The organism is Flavobacterium sp. NRK F7 (genome assembly GCF_024054195.1).
Taxonomy (GTDB): domain Bacteria; phylum Bacteroidota; class Bacteroidia; order Flavobacteriales; family Flavobacteriaceae; genus Flavobacterium.
The window spans coordinates 1,655,641-1,674,654 of sequence record NZ_JAMXLB010000001.1 but is presented as its reverse complement, the minus strand read 5'-3'; the positions used below and the strand labels follow the sequence as shown (position 1 = coordinate 1,674,654).

At 31.4% G+C, this 19,014-nt stretch carries 20 protein-coding genes and 1 tRNA gene; 9 read left to right on the top strand and 12 right to left on the bottom strand.

The features are described 5' to 3' along the window. Positions 1 to 2 precede the first annotated feature (2 nt). On the top strand, positions 3 to 2,465 hold the full coding sequence (locus tag NHF47_RS07270; RefSeq protein ID WP_252764300.1) for a DUF5686 and carboxypeptidase regulatory-like domain-containing protein: 2,463 nt from the start codon (positions 3 to 5) through the stop codon (positions 2,463 to 2,465). Between the two features lie 72 nt (positions 2,466 to 2,537). Here NHF47_RS07270 and murA read toward each other — a convergent pair whose 3' ends face one another. From murA to NHF47_RS07255, 3 genes are read right to left on the bottom strand one after another with little or no spacing between them, the layout of a single operon-like run. Continuing rightward, positions 2,538 to 3,848: a UDP-N-acetylglucosamine 1-carboxyvinyltransferase gene (murA, locus tag NHF47_RS07265; RefSeq protein ID WP_140997546.1), complete on the bottom strand. Its 1,311-nt coding sequence runs from the start codon at positions 3,846 to 3,848 to the stop codon at positions 2,538 to 2,540. Positions 3,849 to 3,853: 5 nt separating this feature from the next. Then, positions 3,854 to 4,552, bottom strand: a complete 699-nt coding sequence (locus NHF47_RS07260) for a DUF4290 domain-containing protein (protein ID WP_252764299.1) — start codon at positions 4,550 to 4,552, stop codon at positions 3,854 to 3,856. Positions 4,553 to 4,554: 2 nt separating this feature from the next. Further along, the gene (locus NHF47_RS07255; RefSeq protein WP_140997548.1) at positions 4,555 to 4,839 is read right to left on the bottom strand and encodes a DUF493 family protein; all 285 of its coding nucleotides are present in this window, start codon (positions 4,837 to 4,839) and stop codon (positions 4,555 to 4,557) included. Between the two features lie 126 nt (positions 4,840 to 4,965). Between NHF47_RS07255 and NHF47_RS07250 the strand changes: the two genes are divergently transcribed. The 5 genes from NHF47_RS07250 to NHF47_RS07230 all read left to right on the top strand — a co-directional run bounded on the left by NHF47_RS07250 (position 4,966) and on the right by NHF47_RS07230 (position 9,503). Beyond that, on the top strand, positions 4,966 to 5,505 hold the full coding sequence (locus tag NHF47_RS07250; RefSeq protein ID WP_252764298.1) for an AAA family ATPase: 540 nt from the start codon (positions 4,966 to 4,968) through the stop codon (positions 5,503 to 5,505). Between the two features lie 35 nt (positions 5,506 to 5,540). Further along, a complete protein-coding gene (locus NHF47_RS07245) occupies positions 5,541 to 7,436 on the top strand; it encodes an ATP-dependent DNA helicase RecQ (RefSeq protein WP_252764297.1) in 1,896 nt (631 codons plus the stop codon). Continuing rightward, positions 7,424 to 8,371, top strand: coding sequence for a methionyl-tRNA formyltransferase (fmt, locus tag NHF47_RS07240; protein ID WP_252764296.1), 948 nt, complete (start codon positions 7,424 to 7,426; stop codon positions 8,369 to 8,371). Before NHF47_RS07245 ends, fmt begins: the two co-directional genes overlap by 13 nt. 177 nt (positions 8,372 to 8,548) lie before the next feature. Next, a complete protein-coding gene (locus NHF47_RS07235; RefSeq protein ID WP_140997552.1) occupies positions 8,549 to 8,824 on the top strand; it encodes an HU family DNA-binding protein in 276 nt (91 codons plus the stop codon). A 118-nt stretch (positions 8,825 to 8,942) separates the two neighbouring features. Beyond that, a complete protein-coding gene (locus tag NHF47_RS07230) occupies positions 8,943 to 9,503 on the top strand; it encodes a YqgE/AlgH family protein (protein ID WP_252764295.1) in 561 nt (186 codons plus the stop codon). On the opposite strand, the gene NHF47_RS07225 is transcribed toward NHF47_RS07230, so the two are convergent. After that, positions 9,496 to 10,338, bottom strand: coding sequence for an aminotransferase class IV (locus NHF47_RS07225; protein WP_252764294.1), 843 nt, complete (start codon positions 10,336 to 10,338; stop codon positions 9,496 to 9,498). The two genes, NHF47_RS07230 and NHF47_RS07225, sit on opposite strands and share 8 nt — an antisense overlap. A gap of 53 nt (positions 10,339 to 10,391) precedes the next feature. Further along, entirely contained in the window at positions 10,392 to 10,784 is a 393-nt protein-coding gene (locus tag NHF47_RS07220; protein WP_140997555.1) for an START-like domain-containing protein, read from the bottom strand. A gap of 161 nt (positions 10,785 to 10,945) precedes the next feature. On the opposite strand from NHF47_RS07220, the gene NHF47_RS07215 reads away from it, so the two are divergent. Both NHF47_RS07215 and NHF47_RS07210 read left to right on the top strand, forming a co-directional pair. After that, a tRNA-Met gene (locus NHF47_RS07215) sits at positions 10,946 to 11,019 on the top strand. A 67-nt stretch (positions 11,020 to 11,086) separates the two neighbouring features. Next, a complete protein-coding gene (locus tag NHF47_RS07210; protein WP_252764293.1) occupies positions 11,087 to 12,304 on the top strand; it encodes a tyrosine-type recombinase/integrase in 1,218 nt (405 codons plus the stop codon). Here the strand turns inward: NHF47_RS07210 and NHF47_RS07205 are convergent. After that, positions 12,297 to 12,578, bottom strand: a complete 282-nt coding sequence (locus tag NHF47_RS07205; protein WP_252764292.1) for a hypothetical protein — start codon at positions 12,576 to 12,578, stop codon at positions 12,297 to 12,299. The genes NHF47_RS07210 and NHF47_RS07205 overlap by 8 nt on opposite strands. Positions 12,579 to 12,752: 174 nt before the next feature. Between NHF47_RS07205 and NHF47_RS07200 the strand changes: the two genes are divergently transcribed. Continuing rightward, on the top strand, positions 12,753 to 13,619 hold the full coding sequence (locus NHF47_RS07200) for a DUF2806 domain-containing protein (protein ID WP_252764291.1): 867 nt from the start codon (positions 12,753 to 12,755) through the stop codon (positions 13,617 to 13,619). A 55-nt stretch (positions 13,620 to 13,674) separates the two neighbouring features. Here NHF47_RS07200 and NHF47_RS07195 read toward each other — a convergent pair whose 3' ends face one another. The 6 genes from NHF47_RS07195 to NHF47_RS07170 are packed head-to-tail and all read right to left on the bottom strand — an operon-like array spanning position 13,675 to position 18,965. Continuing rightward, the gene (locus tag NHF47_RS07195) at positions 13,675 to 15,861 is read right to left on the bottom strand and encodes an LPD29 domain-containing protein (RefSeq protein WP_252764290.1); all 2,187 of its coding nucleotides are present in this window, start codon (positions 15,859 to 15,861) and stop codon (positions 13,675 to 13,677) included. 21 nt (positions 15,862 to 15,882) lie between these two features. Then, entirely contained in the window at positions 15,883 to 16,365 is a 483-nt protein-coding gene (locus NHF47_RS07190) for a hypothetical protein (protein WP_252764289.1), read from the bottom strand. A gap of 2 nt (positions 16,366 to 16,367) precedes the next feature. Next, positions 16,368 to 16,556: a hypothetical protein gene (locus NHF47_RS07185; RefSeq protein WP_252764288.1), complete on the bottom strand. Its 189-nt coding sequence runs from the start codon at positions 16,554 to 16,556 to the stop codon at positions 16,368 to 16,370. 30 nt (positions 16,557 to 16,586) lie between these two features. Continuing rightward, on the bottom strand, positions 16,587 to 16,901 hold the full coding sequence (locus tag NHF47_RS07180) for a hypothetical protein (protein ID WP_252764287.1): 315 nt from the start codon (positions 16,899 to 16,901) through the stop codon (positions 16,587 to 16,589). Next, the gene (locus NHF47_RS07175) at positions 16,898 to 17,227 is read right to left on the bottom strand and encodes a hypothetical protein (RefSeq protein ID WP_252764286.1); all 330 of its coding nucleotides are present in this window, start codon (positions 17,225 to 17,227) and stop codon (positions 16,898 to 16,900) included. Before NHF47_RS07175 ends, NHF47_RS07180 begins: the two co-directional genes overlap by 4 nt. A 10-nt stretch (positions 17,228 to 17,237) precedes the next feature. Next, entirely contained in the window at positions 17,238 to 18,965 is a 1,728-nt protein-coding gene (locus tag NHF47_RS07170) for a hypothetical protein (RefSeq protein ID WP_252764285.1), read from the bottom strand. Positions 18,966 to 19,014 lie beyond the last annotated feature (49 nt).

Here is a 19,014-nt window from a genome sequence, read left to right as displayed (position 1 = left end):
ACATGAAAAAAAAAATTACGCTAGCCTTCATTTTAATAACTAGTTTTCTTTCAGCTCAAATTAAAGGAACTGTTACTGATTCTAATGGCAATCCACTTCCTTATGTAAATATCTATATTGAAAACACGTACATTGGCACCACTACAAATGAAAATGGTAAATATGAATTGAATGTAAATACGGCTAAAAATGTCACCTTGCTTTTTCAATACCTTGGTTACAAAACTCAAAAACATGTCTTAAACATTACGCAAAACCCTTTTATCTACGATGTCACCCTTCAAGAAGAAGATTTCCAATTGAATGAGGTTGTGGTACAAAATGGTATCAATCCAGCAGATGAGATTATCAAAAAAGCCATCGCAAATAAAAAAATCAATGCCGATAAAACCGATAAATTCGAAGCCGATTTCTATTCTAGAGGTATTTTTAGAGTGAAAGATATACCTGAAAAATTTATGGGTGTTGAAATTGGCGATTTAGATGGAAGTTTAGATTCCACAAGAAGTGGTGTTATTTATTTATCAGAAACGGTTTCCAAAATTAAATTTGAGAAACCTAATAATTTGAAAGAAGAAATCATTGCTTCCAAAATAGCTGGTAACGATAACGGATTTAGTTATAACACCGCATTGAATACCAATTATGATTTCTATGAAAATTATGTAGATTTTGGCATTAACATGATTTCACCTATTGCTGACAACGCTTTTAATTATTACCGATACAAATTAGAAAGTTCTTTTTATGATGATAAAAAACAATTAATCAATAAAATTAATGTAACACCTAAAAGAGATAAAGAACCTGTTTTTGAAGGTTATATTTATATTGTTGAAGATACTTGGGCCATTTATGGTATTGATCTAGATATTAAAGGATATCGCATGCAACAACCTATTTTAGAAACCATGAAACTCCTTCAAAATTTTAGCTATAATATGGAAGAAAAACTTTGGGTCAAAAATGTACAATCGTTAGATTTTGATGCTGGTATTTTCGGAATGAAATTCACTGGGAAATTCACTCATGTTTTTAGTAATTATAACTTTAAAGAGAACTTCGACAAAAAAACCTTTGGTAAAGAAATTGTCACATTTGCTGAAAATGCAAATAAAAAAGAAGATACGTTTTGGCAAACGACTCGACCTGTTCCGCTTACAGATGAAGAAGTAAGTAATTATACCAAAAAAGACAGCATACAAACCATTCGTAAATCTCAAACGTATTTAGACTCTATCGATGCGAAATCAAATACGTTTAAAGTTTTTGATATTATAACTGGATACACTTATAAAAATTCGTTTAAAAATTGGAATTTTTCCTACGACGGACTACTAAACTTCTCTTCTATAAGTTTTAATACCGTTCAAGGATGGAATTTAGATAGTGGTTTTTCTTTTAGAAAATGGAACGAAGAAACCGGTAAATTTACTTCTATAAGTTCAAAATTCAATTATGGTTTTTCAGAAGATCGATTACGCGTTGTGGGTCGATATTTCCACCGATTTAATACTAAAAATTACGCGAACCTATCTCTTTCTGGTGGTAGCACTGTAAGTCAATTTAACAGCAACGAACCGATTCCTAACTTTGTAAATACGGTAAGTACCCTTTTCTTTAAAAACAACTTTATGAAATTGTACAATAAAGAATTTGCTGAAATTAAGTACGGACAAGAATTGGTCAACGGAATTTTCATCAACGCAAATCTTTCCTATGAAAACCGACATTCTCTTTTTAATACTACTGATTACACACTTATTAAAAACGATGATGTATACACTTCTAATGATCCTTTAAATCCTTTTGACTATACTTCTGGATTTACTAAACATAGTTTGTATAAAGCTGGAATTTCAACTCGTATTCTTTTTGGACAAAAGTATATTTCTAGACCAGATGGGAAAATTAATATACAAAATGATAACTATCCCATTCTTAGTTTTTCTTACGAAAAAACATTTGGAGGTAGTGCATCCAATTACAATTATGATTTTGTAGCGGCTCGAATAGATTACAGTAAAACTTTTGGAAACAAAGGAGAATTTGACTTTAACATTAGAGGTGGAAAATTCTTTAATGCGGACAATATTTCTTTTATCGACTACAAACATTTCAATGGAAATCAAACCCACGTGAATTTCAGAGGAAATTATACGAATGCTTTTAATTTATTGCCTTATTATACGCATTCTACTAATGATGCTTATATAGAAACGCACCTACAACATAATTTTAAAGGATATATTATGAATAAAATTCCATTATTAAACAAATTGCAATGGAATTTAGTAGGTGGTTTTCACCAAATTAATGTTCCAAACGTAAAACCGTATCAGGAGTTTAGTGTAGGTTTTGATAATATTGGTTTTGGTAAATTCCGATTTTTACGCATTGATTATGTAAGAGCCTATCAAAATGGTTACCAAGGAGACGGAATTTTATTTGGCTTGCGTTTTTAATCAAAAAAAAACATAAAAAAATCCAAATTCAAAAAAAGAATTTGGATTTTTTTATTTTATCTAGAAAAGATATTAGACTCTCACGATATCTGCTCCAAGCGCTCTTAAGCGTTCGTCTATTCTTTCATAACCTCTATCAATTTGCTCAATATTTTGAATCGTACTCGATCCTTTAGCCGTTAAGGCCGCAATTAATAACGAAATTCCCGCACGAATATCTGGTGAACTCATCGTAGTCGCTTTTAATTGTGATTGAAAATTATGTCCCATTACAACCGCTCTATGAGGGTCACACAGCATAATTTTGGCACCCATATCAATTAATTTATCCACAAAAAACAATCGACTTTCAAACATTTTTTGGTGAATTAAAACATCCCCTTCTGCTTGAGTTGCCACTACCAAAACGATACTCAATAAATCAGGAGTAAAACCAGGCCATGGTGCATCGGCTACCGTTAAAATAGAACCATCAATATCGGTTTTTATTTTATAACCGTCTTTATGAGCAGGAATATAAATATCATCTCCTTTTCTTTCTAATGTAATTCCTAGTTTACGGAAAACGTTTGGAATTTGTCCTAAATTATCCCAGCTAACATTTTTTATGGTAATTTCACTTCGAGTCATTGCAGCAAGACCAATCCACGAACCAATTTCAATCATATCAGGCAAAATTCTATGTTCGCAACCCCCTAAAGTTTCAACACCTTCAATGGTTAATAAATTGGAACCAATACCTTGAATTTTGGCTCCCATAGAATTCAACATTTTACACAATTGTTGTAGATAAGGTTCGCAAGCTGCGTTATAAATAGTAGTTGTTCCTTCTGCTAAAACAGCCGCCATAACAATATTAGCCGTTCCAGTAACTGACGCTTCATCAAGCAACATGTACGTTCCTTGTAATTTACCATCGATTTCAACACCATAAAAATGATCTTCTCTTTCGTATCTGAATTTGGCTCCCAAATTAATAAAGCCCTCAAAATGCGTGTCTAAACGTCTACGTCCAATTTTATCTCCTCCTGGCTTTGGGATATATCCACAACCAAAACGCGCTAACAAAGGGCCAACAATCATAATCGAGCCTCTTAGACTTCCACCTTCTTTCTTAAATGCTTCAGTCTTTAAATAATCAACATTAACCTCATCTGCTTGAAAAGTATAATCTCCTGCTCCATTTTTTTGAATCTTAACACCTAAATTCCCCAGTAAGGTTATTAATTTATTGACATCAATAATATCTGGAATATTGGTTACCCTAACTTTTTCTGAGGTTAACAACACCGGACATAAAACCTGTAATGCCTCATTTTTAGCTCCTTGTGGAGTAATATCACCTTTTAGTGGTTTTCCACCTTCAATTTTAAATGTTCCCATGAAAATTAATTCCTTTTGTGGTTTTTAGTGTTATTGTTGGTTTTCTTTTTGTGATTTTTGGAGTTCGTATTCTTATTTCCAGAATTAAATTGAGATTTATTAGATACTTTTTTATTCACTTTCATTAAATTATGTGAATTAGAAAGTTCTTCATTGGTTTTAAACAAATTGATTTTCCCATCTGACAATTCTAACAAATGTTGAAAAATAACCTCATCTTCTACTGTTTCTTTGTTCCAACTCAAATAGCATTTTTTCATATGGTTAGCAATTACCAGAATTAAAGCACTTTTTAAGTCGCCTTCTTCCCATTTCATGGCTACATCAATCATATAGGTAATATTATTTCCGTAAAAACGATATTTAGGAAAATTTTGCGGATAATTTAATATCTCAGGCCTTTGATTTAATACCTCTCGTGAAGGAATAGGATAAGGAGAATCTACATCCAATTTAAAATCAGACATAATGAACAGCTGATCCCATAATTTATGTTGAAAATCGGGCACATCTCTTAAATGAGGATTTAAAGAACCCATCACCGAAATTACGTATTTAGCGGCTTTATTGCGTTCTTCTTTATCTTTAATTTCAGTAACCTGATCGATTAACTTCTGTAAATGTCTTCCATATTCAGGAATAATTAATGGTTCACGCAATGAATTATATTCCAATTGTGATACTGCTTCCGTTTTTACTTCCATAATTATAATGATATGATTCCTTCCACAACAGATAATTCTTGATATTTATCAATAACGCTTTGTGGACTTTTCATTTGAACACTAATAGAAACACTAGTGTATTTTCCTGTTTTTGACTGTGTTGTATTAATAACTGCTCCCATTTCATTAAAAGCATTTTCAACTATTTCTACTTTTTCAGCATTTGAAGGAACAATAAATTTAAATAAATATTCTGTTGGCCACATCGAAGTATTTGCCAATTCTTCTTTCAAACGAATGTAAAAGTCTTCCGTTTTCTTATCCATCTTCATTTTTTTTAGAGTAGCAAATATACTTTTTTAAGTTAAGAATAAATATTTTGAAGAACATAAATTTGAAATATGGATTAGATTTTTAAAAAAAACTTACTTTTGCGTTTTAGTTTTAAGGGAATGGAGAAAGAAATAATTGTTTTGATCGGTGGCCCAAGTTCTGGCAAAACCACTTTAATTAATGCATTAACTCAAAAAGGATACATTTGTTATCCAGAAATATCAAGAGAAGTAATTCAAAAAGCACAACAAGATGGAATTGAGCAATTATTTCTTGAAAACCCACTTTTATTTAGTGAATTATTATTACAAGGACGCATTCATCAATACCATCAAGCCATTCAAGAAAAGGCCGAAGTAGTATTTATTGACAGAGGTTTACCTGATGTAATTGCCTATATGAATTTTATTGGAGACAGCTATCCCGAACAATTTCATCAAGCTTGTTTAGCACACACCTACACTAAAGTTTTTGTATTACCGCCTTGGAAAGAAATATACACCAGTGACAATGAGCGATATGAATCTTTTGAAGAAGCAGTTCAAATTCAATTGCATTTAGAAAAAACCTACAAAACATATGGGTATGAATTAATTCATGTGCCTAAAGATACGGTAGAAAAACGCGTGGCTTTTCTAATGGATTTCATTCAGAAATAATTAGTAAATTTAGCCCCAGTAATTACCATTAAAAAATGTCTAAGCCTTTACAAATTCTTCAAACCTATTGGAAGCATAACTCTTTTAGACCGCTTCAAGAAGAAATTATTCATGCTGTTTTAGAAGGTAAAGACACCTTTGCATTATTACCTACCAGCGGAGGAAAATCGATTTGTTATCAAATTCCAGGCATGCAAATGGACGGAATTTGTTTGGTCATTTCACCTTTAATTGCACTTATTAAAGATCAAGTACAAAATTTACAAAACAAAGGCATAAAAGCCATTTCTTTATTAGGAGGCATAACTCAAAATGAAACCATTGATTTATTAGACAATTGTGAATTTGGCAATTACAAATTCTTATATCTTTCACCAGAAAGAATGCAGCAAGATTGGATTATAGAAAGGCTAAAACGATTGCCTATCAATTTAATCGCTATTGATGAAGCGCATTGTGTGAGTCAATGGGGACATGATTTTAGACCTTCCTATCTCAATATTAAAGATTTAAAAAACCATTTTCCTAGAGTCCCTTTTTTAGCTTTAACTGCATCTGCAACCCAACGGGTTAAAGAAGATATTATTGAACATTTGGCTCTAGAAAACCCTGTTCGGTTTCAAAAGTCATTTGAAAGAAGTAACTTAGCCTATCATGTAATTGAAACAGAAGATAAATTATACAAGGTTAGGCAAATTTTAAGCAAAAATACACAATCGAGCATCATTTATGTTCGCAATCGTAAATCTTGTTTAGAAATAGCAGGTCAATTACAGTCATTAGGACTAAAAAGCACTTATTTTCATGGTGGTTTGCCAGCAAAAGAAAAAGAAAGTAACATGCAACTTTGGTTAGAAAACAAAGTACAAGTCATGGTGGCTACCAATGCTTTTGGAATGGGAATTGACAAACCTGATGTTAAAACTGTAATTCACATTCAACTTCCAGAGAGTTTAGAAAATTATTACCAAGAAGCAGGAAGAGCAGGAAGAAACGGCGAGAAAGCATTTGGAATACTTCTTGTTAGTGTGGGTGATATTGATATTGCCAAAAAACAATTTTTATCTTCTCTTCCAGATAAAACCTTTTTAAAAGATATATATATTAGGCTAAATAACTACTTTCAAATTGCCTATGGAGAAGGTTTTAATGAATCTTTTAATTTCAATTTAAATCAGTTTTGTTCGCTATACAACTTTCCCGTACTTAAAACGTTTAATGCCTTGCAGTATTTAGACCGACAAGGCGTAATAACCTTGCAAAATGAATATTCAGAAAAAGTGAGCCTTCAATTTACGGTTCCCAGCAAGGAAGTAATTCGATACATGAGTTTACATCCAAAATCGGAAGAAATTATTACGAGTATTTTAAGAACGTATCCAGGCGTTTTTGAAATAGAAACTTTAATCAACATAAGTCTCGTAGCCAAAAAATCTGGAACTAACGAGAAAGAAGTCTTGAAAACGATAACCGATTTAGAGAAGAGCCATACAATTGTATTGCATATTCAAAATAATGACAGTCGAATTACTTTTAATGAAGTAAGAGAAGATGCTTTAACTATTAATCGAATCTCAAAACCTTTAGAAAAACAAAATGAAATTAAAGTTAACCAATTAAAAAGCGTGATTAACTTCATTTCTAAAGACCAATGCAAAAGTCGTATTTTACTGCAGTATTTCGACGAAAAGAAAACAAAAAACTGTGGTATTTGTTCCTATTGTGTAAGTCAAAAAAACAAAATATCAGAAGAAGGCATATCACAAATTCTTTCCTTACTAGAAAATGAACCGCTTAGCTCCAGAGAAATAGAAAATCGTCTTGATAAAACAACAGAAGAAGTTATCTTTGCTATACAAACGCTACTTGAAAACAACAAAATAGCCATTAATACCTACAATCAATATTATATATTAGAATGGAAAAATTAAAAATTGTATTTATGGGAACACCTGACTTTGCTGTAGGCATTCTCGACACTATATATCAAAACAACTATGACATTGTAGGTGTTATTACCGCTCCCGACAAACCTGCTGGTAGAGGTCAAAAAATAAGTACTAGTGCTGTAAAAGAATATGCTTTACAAAAAAATTTACGCTTATTACAACCTACTAATTTAAAATCAGAAGAATTTTTATCTGAATTAAAAAGCTTAGAAGCCAATTTAAATGTTGTTGTGGCTTTTAGGATGCTTCCTGAAGCGGTTTGGAAGATGCCTAAGTATGGCACTTTTAATCTACATGCTTCTTTATTACCACAATATAGAGGTGCTGCTCCTATTAATTGGGCTATCATAAACGGAGAAACTAAAACTGGTGTTACCACGTTTTTTATAGACGACAAAATTGATACGGGTGCTATGATACTTCATAAAGAAACAACAATTGGTTCAGAGGAAACAGTAGGTACGCTTCATGATCGTTTAATGCATTTAGGAAGTGAAGCTGTTTTAGAAACACTAAGCATCATTTCAAAAGGAGATGTGAAAACGACACTACAAGAAGATACTTCAGCAATCAAAACCGCTTATAAACTCAATAAAGATAATTGTAAAATTGATTGGAGTAAATCGGGAATTCAAATTTATAATTTAATTAGAGGTTTAAATCCTTATCCAGCCGCATGGACCTTTTTTAAAGATGGTGAAAACGAATGGAATGTAAAATTGTATAACGTTGTTTTTGAAAAAGAAAATCACAAACATTTGTCTGGTCAAATTTTAGCTACCAAAAAAGAACTTAAAATTGCGGTTACTGATGGATATCTTTACGTAAAAAGTTTACAATTCCCTGGAAAAAGAAAAATGGAAACTGGTGAACTCTTAAATGGAATTCAATTTTCAGAAAATGCAATGGCTTTTTAAGCCTTGCAAACACTAAGAAAAAACATTTGTTTGTAAAAAAAGTAAGAGGTTATTAACAAAAAACATGTTTTATTAACATTTTAAGGTAAAATCACAGCAAACACTTGCACAATTCAGTTATACGACTAAATTTGTGTAGAAATAATTAAGTTTAACCAAATTAATAAACATTTTATTATGAACAAATCAGAATTAATCGATGCAATGGCAGCTTCTGCTGGAATTACAAAAGCAGCTGCTAAATTAGCTTTAGAATCATTTTTAAGCAACGTGGAAGGAACTTTGAAAAAAGGTGGAAGAGTTTCATTAGTAGGATTTGGTTCTTGGTCTGTATCTAAAAGAGCTGCTAGAGATGGTAGAAACCCACAAACTGGTAAGACTATTAAAATTGCTGCTAAAAATGTAGTTAAATTCAAAGCTGGTGCTGAATTAGACGGAGCAGTAAACAAATAATATTTTTTTACATACAACTTAAAAATCCCGTGAAAACGGGATTTTTTTTTAAACTTATGCTTCAAATATTTGATTTTGTAAAGATTTTTTGATAATTTTAGGTAAAAATAATTTGCTTATGATATCAGTTTTACCCAAAAAAGGACATTTGCTGATAGCAGAACCTTCCACGCTAGGCGATTTTTCTTTTAACCGATCGGTAGTTTTATTGGCAGAGCATAATACTGACGGATCTGTTGGCTTTATTCTTAATAAACCTTTAGGATATAGTATCAACGATTTGGTCCCAGAAATTAATGCGTCTTTTAAAGTTTACAACGGTGGCCCTGTTGAACAAGACAATTTATATTTCATTCACAACATTCCACATATTATTCCTGGTAGCATTGAAATTGCGAATGGTATCTATTGGGGTGGTGATTTTGAAACCACCAAAACACTTATTAATCAAGGCGAAATTTCAAAACATAACATTCGCTTCTTTTTAGGATACAGCGGTTGGGCAGTAAATCAATTAGAAAATGAATTGAAAGAGAATTCTTGGATCATCACTGAAAACAATCAAAAAAGTGAGTTGCTTTCAAAATCTTCACAATCCTTTTGGAAGGAAAAAATTCAAGAACAAGGAGGTGAATATGTATTGTTTTCTAATGCTCCTTCAGACCCTATTCTTAATTAAGACGAATTAACGCATTTAATTTTAACAGTAATTCTTCTGCTAAAAGTATCTGATATTCCTTTTTTCTATATTTAGTGATAGGCTGTATTCCTACAATTACATTTGTAATAAACAATTCGTCTGCTTTTTGTAAATCAAACGGAGATATTGATTTTTCAACAACTTCATAACCCTCCAATCGTTTTGCAATGGTTAAAATTTGCTTACGCATAATACCATTTAAGCATCCTTCTGTTACAGGTGGAGTAATTAATGTAGTTCCCATACGCATGAACAAATTACCCTGTAAAGCCTCAATGACATTTTTTTCATCATTAAGTAATAAACAATTGTCATATCCATTTTCAGCAGCAAAAATACTTCCCGTAATTTGAATCATTTTGTTATTAGATTTCAAAGAAGAAAACAATTGCTTTGTCACATAGGCATCTTTGTACAATTCCACCTCATAAGCCCCTTTCTTAATATAATAGATTTCACTCTCTAAAGGCAAGATAGTAATCAAATAAGACACTTCATTGGTTTTAGGCAAATAAAAACCCGTACCTTCTCTAAAAACAGAGAAGCGAACGCGATAAGACATTGCAGACTGCATTTGGGATTCCACCAAAAGTAAAATTTGCTCTTCCACAAACTCCATAGTAAAAGACATTGGGATTTCCATTCTAAAAATACGCATGGTAGCCATCAATCTAAAATAATGGTCTTCTAAAAATAAGACTTTTTTGTCTAAAACTTTAACTGTTTCAAACACACTATCTCCAAATAAAAAACCTCTATTGCTTTCAATATATACCTTACTATCTTCTAGAATAGTTCCATTAAAATTTACCATAATAAAAAAGTCCCGATTAAAATCGGGACAAATATACTTTATAAAATTGAGTTTTACACAGAACCTAGCACATGTTTCAAGTCAGAAACCTGATTTTCCCATAGTAATTTTGACTCTTCCATTTCATCTTCTTCAGAGAAATCCACTACTACTAAAGACACATCTTTGGTAATTTCATCTTCCATAATTTTAATTTCGAAAAAGTAATCCGTATCATCACCGTCTTGGTCTAACCAACGAAACTTTACGCGTTCTCCAGTTCTTTTAGCAATAAGCTTTGCTTTCTCTTCGGAATCGTCCCAAATAAAGGTAAAAAGTTCTCCTCTCGAATTAACGTTATCTGCAAACCATTCAGATAAACCAGAAGGAGTGGATATATATTGATATAATAATGAAGGCGAGGCATGAATGGGGAATTCTAGTTCGTATTTTAATTTAACTTCCATTTTTAAAAATTTATTTTGGAAATATATAGAGAATAATCTAAAAAACCAAAAAGAAAAAATCAGATTTTTTTTTATAAAATTTTTTACGGAAAAATATTTGCACTAAAGAGAATTAATTATATATTTGCACCCGCATTGAGAGATGCACAACCAACAATAATGGCGAGGTAGCTCAGTTGGTTAGAGCGCAGGATTCATAACCCTGAGGTCACGGGTTCAACTCCCGTCTTCGCTACGAAAGTCAAGGACTTAAAAACATTAGATTTTATGCGGTTTTGAAGAAATTTAAAACCGCTTTTTTTATGTCCTTAACTAAGCTAATTTTAACAAACGCATACGGAAACGCATACGAAAACGCATACGATTTGAAGTTATTCTCTAAACCTAAAATTTACGATGCTAAAGGCGATATCAAGAAAAGATGGTATGTTTACTATTCTTACCGTAATCCTCATAGTGGCAAATTAGAAAGACAAACTCCCATTTATGCTGGTATTAATAAGTATTCTTCTATTCACGAAAGAAAAGAAGCTGCAAAAAACTTATGTTGGGCCATAGAAAACTTATTAAAAAATGGTTTCAATCCTTATGAGAAAAGTCTTTTAGACGAAGAAATCAAACAATATACTATAAAAGAAGCTGTAGACTACGCTTTAAAAAATAAGAAAAACACACTTTCTGAAAACTCCTACAGTGATTTTAAAATTAGAATTAACAAATTTGTTAGGTGGCTAAATGATAATCAAATCCATGAATTATTATCTATTGAGCATATCAATAAGAAGATTGTAACCATCTATCTAAATGAAATTTTAGAAAAAACGAGTGCTAGAAATAGAAATAATACTCGTAGTAATTTATCTGCTTTATTTCAGCTTCTTGAAGATGATGAAATTATCAAAACAAATTTTGTTTCTAAAATTCCAATTTTAAAGACAAAAACCGAACGAAATAAAACCTATTCAAAAAAGCAAGAAGAAGCCATTTTTGAAAAACTAAATCAAGATTTGATTTTAAAATTATTCGTTCAGTTTATATCCTATAATTTTTTAAGACCAGTGGAAGTCGTAAGATTGAAAATAAAAGATATAAACATTGAAGAAAGAAAACTATTTGTTCGTGCTAAAAACAAAATTGACAAAGTAAAAATTATTCCTGATGTTCTGATCCAGGAACTACCTGAATTAAATACTATAAATCAAGAATATTTTTTATTTACACCCAACTCTATTGGTGGTGATTGGGCAACTAAAGAAACTAATAAAAGAGATTATTTTTCAAAACGTTTTAACGAGGTCATTAAAAAACCTCTTAAACTAGGCGAAGATTATGGTTTGTATAGTTTTCGACATACATACATTACAAAATTGTACAACGAATTAATTAAAAATTCAACTCCATTTGAAGCGAAAAGTAAATTGATGCTAATTACTGGCCATACAACCATGACAGCTTTAGAAAAGTATTTAAGAGATATAGACGCTACGCTTCCTGAAGATTATAGCGATTTAATCAAATAGCCTTCCACCCTATTCTATAAAAATCATTTACTTGCTTTATAAAAAATTGGTGGGGTACTTCTTTATGGCGTTTAAAGAGGATTCTTAATTTCCATTCATTAACCGATTCAAAATCCAACCAAACCGCAGTTATCTTTCTGTCTTTTTCAAGTTTTACTATGTCATTAGGCCTATACTTATAAGCTGGATTATATAATTGCACATTTCCATGTAGGTTGGAATTAACCTGCTTAAAAATTGTAAATATTTTATCTAGTTGATCGGGGGTTATCATTTTACAAAATTAGATAAGAAAATTGAATTTGTTTTCTATGTTAATAAGTTATTGGATTTTGAAAAACATTAGATTTAGAAATTTTAAATGATAAAAATGAAACTATTTTTAATTGTGTACGTATAAATAAATATTAAGACTTTATGTACAATTAATTAGTATCAAAAATAAATCATGACAGACCCAAAATCATTGTTAACAGCAATTGAAAGTGCTTCAAGAGTAGCTAATACAAATTTGTTTACAACTATAATAGATAAAGCTGTTGGTTTTCGCTTAAGCAAATGGGCAGCCGAAGGTGAAGTTAGAAAAAAAATAATTCATGACGAATATGAAAAAGCAAAAGATAATGGTATAATTGGAATGCAGTATATTGAATATATGAGAAGTACTGAAAACTTAATAAATATTGCCGTTAAGAGTACTAAATATATAGACGAGAGAAAACCTAATGATATTAAAATTGATAACGATTTTTTTTGGAATACTATTGATCATGCAAAAACAGTTTCAAATGAGGAAATGCAAGAATTAATAGCAAAAATAATAGCTGGTGAGTACAATAAACCAGGAACTTATTCTATGAGAACATTACAAACATTAAAAATGCTTGGAAAATCAGAGTTAGAATTATTTGAAAAAGTTTGCGTATTATGCATTAACGATTACATGATTCCTGAACAAATTTTTTTTAATAGTGAATCTTATTTCAATCAAATTGATTTAGAAGGTATTCATTATGGTATATTTCAAGAATTACAAACATTAGGATTAATTTTACCAAATACTATGTCTCAAGAAATTTCGAATTTAGATAAAAAGAAAGTTTTAGTAAGATATTTTGATAAGAGAATGATTTTTGAAGCACTAACCAATAATTTTAATATTAGATTCCCTGGGTTTTATGAATTATCTACTATTGGAAAACAAATTTCCGAACATTTAAATCCAAAATATAATCCTATGTATTTTCAGTGGCTAAATGAAAATTTTAAAATCTCTAACTACAAATTAGTAGATTCACAACAAATAAAAAAATAACATTTAAAATATTAATAGATTAAATCATATATAAAAATAATTAATCAAAAAATTTTTAAACCAACTCCCTACTAAAAATATTATACTTCAATTCTCCCAGTGGGATAGATTGATATCTATGTTTATCAAAATAGGCGTAACTGTTTTTATAATCGGTTGCGTCTTTTTCAACTTTCATAGTCGCATCCGCATCGAATTGTGAAGCGGAACCACCACGCATTTTTCCATCTTGCGTTCTTTGGTAAATCACAAAGAATAATTTACCATTGTAACGCTTTCTAATATCTTTGTCTAGGTCAATTCCATTATAGAGCTTTCCAAAGCTATCAATAAAAACAATCTCATAGTTTTCTATGATTTCATACAATTTACTAGGCGTATCAGGTAAGGAACCCATTGTGTGTACTTTATTTTTATTTTCTTCGCTAAGGTACTCATCTCTTTTTCCAGTAAACAAACTAGAATCAGGATGCTCTTCTAAGGATAAAAACAAAGGATTATAACCTGCTGAAGTCACCATATTGATGATTTGGAATAACAAACGAGTTTTTCCTGCTCCTTGTGGTGCGTCGATTGTAACGACTATACTTTCTTGTGGTTTTACTTCCAAATCTCCTAAAAACTCACCTAACGGTCCATAAAAATCAAAGTAATTGGCATTACCATTATTGCCACAATCGGCCATGGATTTTACATAGGGATTTGTTGGTTTTGGAGCTGTTACTTTTCGCTCAGGCATACTAACATTTCTTACTTCTGAAGTAGTTGGTGTATTTTCGATTGGTAATTCTCCTTTTACTTCTTGAGTTGGTAAAGATTGAACAACTGGAGCTGAAGGCTGCACCACAATTGGATTAAAACTCGTAGCCGTTTTTACGTTACTATTTGGAATAACAATCGTTTCCACTGGAGCATTTTCAATTTCAAAATGAGTTGGTAAAGAAGAATTTAAAGAACTTACTTCATCTTGTTTGGCATAATCAATTAAAACATCAATAACCTGGTTCGATTTGGATTTATTGAAAATATAACCCGAATGCTCTTTTCCATCGTGCTTGATTGTATGACTATGTTGTCCTCCAAGCTCTTCTAATTCTCTTTCGATTTCTCCTAAATGACCGATAACAGCCACCGTATTTTTTCCATGATCAAAAAAGACAATCTTATTTTTTACAATCGTCTTTTCTTTAACCATTTTAGTTGGATAGATTTTTGGCTTTTTGGTATTGTATTCTTTGCCTTCAAAAGTATAGGTAAAATAAAACTTATTGCCTTCTTCATCACGAACTGCTTTCAAATTTTGAATGGACTCTTCGTTTTGAGTTACAAAATTCTTATTTCCTTTAGTTAAATAATAAAACAATTCACTCCAGGAACTGTAATGCATAAAAGAAGTTCCAAAGTACTTGTAATAGCTTTCTTTGGTACCATCCATAACAGGAACATCCGCATAATTGGCTACTTTACTTACCTCAGTAGCTAAACGTATTTTAAAGCTCTCGGATAAATTCTGATCTACAAAAACATATTTGTATTCATACAAGCGATATCCATCCAAAACAATGCCATTGAAAGCTTCATCATGATAGTTATACATATCTGTCATTCCATCAAAACGGCCATACTGCAAACGCTTTAATTCGCTTTCTATCATATCCGATTCAGGTCCCATAACATAACTTACATGCAAACTGCTTCCACCTGAATAAAAATCACTTCTAACAGTAGCTTTGATGTTGTATTTTTCTTTCAAGTACTTTTTAATCAAACTCGTTGATTTTCTAACACCTGCTTTTATCCACTCTTCAGGTTTAATGATATCTTTTTCAAAAGTTTGTTCCTGGATCTTCTTTGGCTCCACTTTGGCTGCAACTTGTTTTTTGACACTTGCTTTTTTAACAACCGGACTTTTTACTTTTACAGGTTTTGATTTCTTCACCTTTGGCTTTTCGACTTTAACCACGTTTCCGTTTTCAAACTTCCAACCTTTCTTTAATCTGCCACATTCATCTAAAGCTAATTTATAATTCCCAACATGTCTTGGAGCATTTAAAGCACCGCCATCATATTGATTAACCGTTAAAGTAAAATAATCCGATTCAGGATATTGGTTCAATAACCTGGATAATCTGTAAACAATATTCACTTCGTTTTCTTCTTTGGCTTGAAGTAATATCGATTCGATGTGTTTTCTTTTAACTGTGTTTGCGTTTAAATTATTAAATTTCTCTATTAGTGTCATGGTAAAGTGGTTAAATGGTTTTTATTGTAAAGGTTGTTCTAATATGTAAGTTTGTCCAAGTGCTTCGACTACTATTTCAGTTTTCCACTTGCTGATATCGGTGAATTGTTCAAAATCCAATAGTTCATTTACAAGGTGTAAATAGTTGGTTTCAATGGTAATATCTTTAATGATGGAAGAATTAAAAGCTAGTATTTCAATTTGTGTAATATCCGAATTGGCTTCTCCAATCAATACATTTTCGCGATATACTTTTATCTTTTTAACTGCAACTAAGCCCAAAGTATTTACTGTAAAATCGTATTGCGTGGTATTGGTAAACTTCACCGAAATATCAAAAAGTAACTTGGTTCCTTTAACTCTAACATTATAAATGCTATTGATATTGAATAGTAAATTATTAATCACCGTTTGATAGTCGGCAATCTTTTTGGAGCCATAAGCAGTGATTAATCCGAAAGCTGCTAAACCAATGGCAATTTTTGTTTTTGTAGTTAGTTTCATAATCAAGGTTTAAAAATTAAACTGAATCGATACCCTAAGAAAATCACAAACAAAACACCCAGAAAAGCAAAAACTAAAAGCCATTTGGGATAGACTTTCTTTTCTACGACTCTTACAACTTCTTTTGTGGAATGCTGCTTTTTTTGAAGTTTAGAAATACTATCGGTTTTGGTATTGATGGTTTCTTGCATATTGGCAATGGTGTACAGCAATTGTGTCTTTTAATCATAAAACATTTTATAGCTGTTTTCTCCGCTTTTCTTATAAAAATTAATTGACTTTAAAGCGTTTCTATATTTCTCATTACACAAACTATCACAATCTTTGCCTTGGCCTGTTTCTAAATTGGGTAAATACATTGCGCTACTATCACTGACCGCCTTAGAAATTTCTACTACTTTATTTACATATGTGTCCTGGACTAAACTATCTGATTTTATCTCTATAGTTTTAGTCTCAGTCACTTTTTTGGAACGACAAGATATTGTCAAGCCAACAGTAAATAATACCATTAGAGATGCAATTATAGTTTTCATGATTTTCCTATTTTGTTATTACTGCATTTTGAACATTGGTTTTTATATAGAAAAAGTTCTCTTTCTACTTTGTCTAATTTGGCTTCAAGCTTTGCTATTACGCTATTGCTTTTCTCCATTTCCTGATCCATTCGGAGCGTTAACTTATTGATTAACTCAAGTGCTTTATCGGCTGTGATAATCTTTTCCTGTTCACTTTTTGAAACTTCCTGATTGGATAAAGCTTCCATCTTTTTTATTTCTGCTTTTCGAGTTTTCCAAGCAATGAAAATGGCAACTAAGGTGGTTGAACCAAATAGATAGTTAAGTATTTCTGATAAGGGCATATGCTAAATTTTAAAAAGGGGTTTCTGCTATTTTTTTCCAGTTATTCGTTGCAAAACAGATATAAATAAATCCATCACCAGGAACTCGTATTTCACCTTTTGTTCCAACAGCTGTAGCGCTTGTTGGAGCAGCAACTGTGCTAACTTTCGTTATATTGTCCAATCCCATTATATTCCCTGAAGTATCACGACCTAAAACTTGAGCCGAATTATCAGTAGTTGGTTGAACATGAATTTTTAAGGTTCCGTTTGAGAAAATGGTAAACTTTTCAGTAAGAGCTGCAAAGGATGCTCCTGTTCTAAAAATGATGTTGTTATTGTTCCATGTAGCAATATTCAAGGTTTTATCAGAATAAACTAATCCGCTTGACTTTAACCAGGCTACAGAATATCCAGCACCATAATGACTAATTCCACTATTATTAGAATACAATGGTCCTGGACCTTTTACCGTAATATTAGCTTGAGCCGAATTCCCTAAATCATCATCATTAAATACTGAAAAACCAATATTTTTATTGACACTTCTTTGCACATGATATCCTGTAATAGTATCATTTGACGGTTGTAACCTAGTTCCATTATAGGCATCCAAAGTAAATTCTTCAAGAACTATTTCTTTTGATTTAGGCTGTTTATTTCCAGTGTAATTGTAATTGATAGAACCAACTGATCCATTTCCATTAAAAAACTTTTGAGTTGGAATTTCTTCCGTTAGATCGGTAAAATTATCGTACTTGATTTTTAATAATTTGGGTAAATAATCTGGATCATAAATATTCGCTTCTCCATTGAGATAAATATATCCGTTTGGCATCATCGAATTATCATCGGTTACAGTCATTCCGATATTAATACAATCTTCCAATACTAAAGTTATACAATCAATACGACAAATGAATTTATTGTAAAGGGAAGTAATTACAATCTTACCGTTGAAAATGGTCATCCAATGCGGATGCGGTCTTTGGGTTCCATCTAAGGTTGTAATGAGTTCCCCTGAATTTCTGACTTCTGTACCATCTAAATTCAAAACATCAATACCAATTCGATTATAAACTCCTGTAGATCGGTTTACCCAAACAATGAAAATTTCATCATTGTAGATGTAAAAAGGATACGGTGAATTGATTCTTTTGGCAGCTGTGGTTCCAGTAGTGTAAATAATTTGAACTGAAGTAAAGGATAAATCGACTTTTACAAGATATGCTCCTAAGTTACCGTTAGAAATTAGCGTATAAATATAACCTCTGTACACTTTTAAAGTATCGGTTGAACCAATGTAACCCGCTGCATTAGGTAATTGAAAATAGGTTTGCTCTTCTAAATTATAGGGATTGATTTTTCCTAAAATAACAGGTTGACCTGTTACTCGATTCGACAAATACAAATAGTCTTCATAGAAAACCATACTGTGAACAAAAGTAATTCCAGTTAAAGCTTTGTAATTAATCGCTTCATAGACTAACTTATTAGATTTAATTTGGCAATTAATTAGTGAAACAATGATATTATCTTCTCCAAAATTACACGTCAAAAAGAGGTCATTACCATTTCTGACAATCTCGTTAATGTTAGTAATAGTTGTTCCTGGTATCGATAGAACAAAAGTTCGATAGGTATTGGTTTTATAAATAAGTTCATTCCCCTGAGCAGAACCAGCGATATAAAAATCCGAAGGTAAGTCTTTGGTTGTATTATTGAATATTTTGCCAATAGGTATAAATAAATTATTCATTTCTTATCTTTTTAATAGTTAGGGCTGTAAGGGTTATAAGTGCTACACT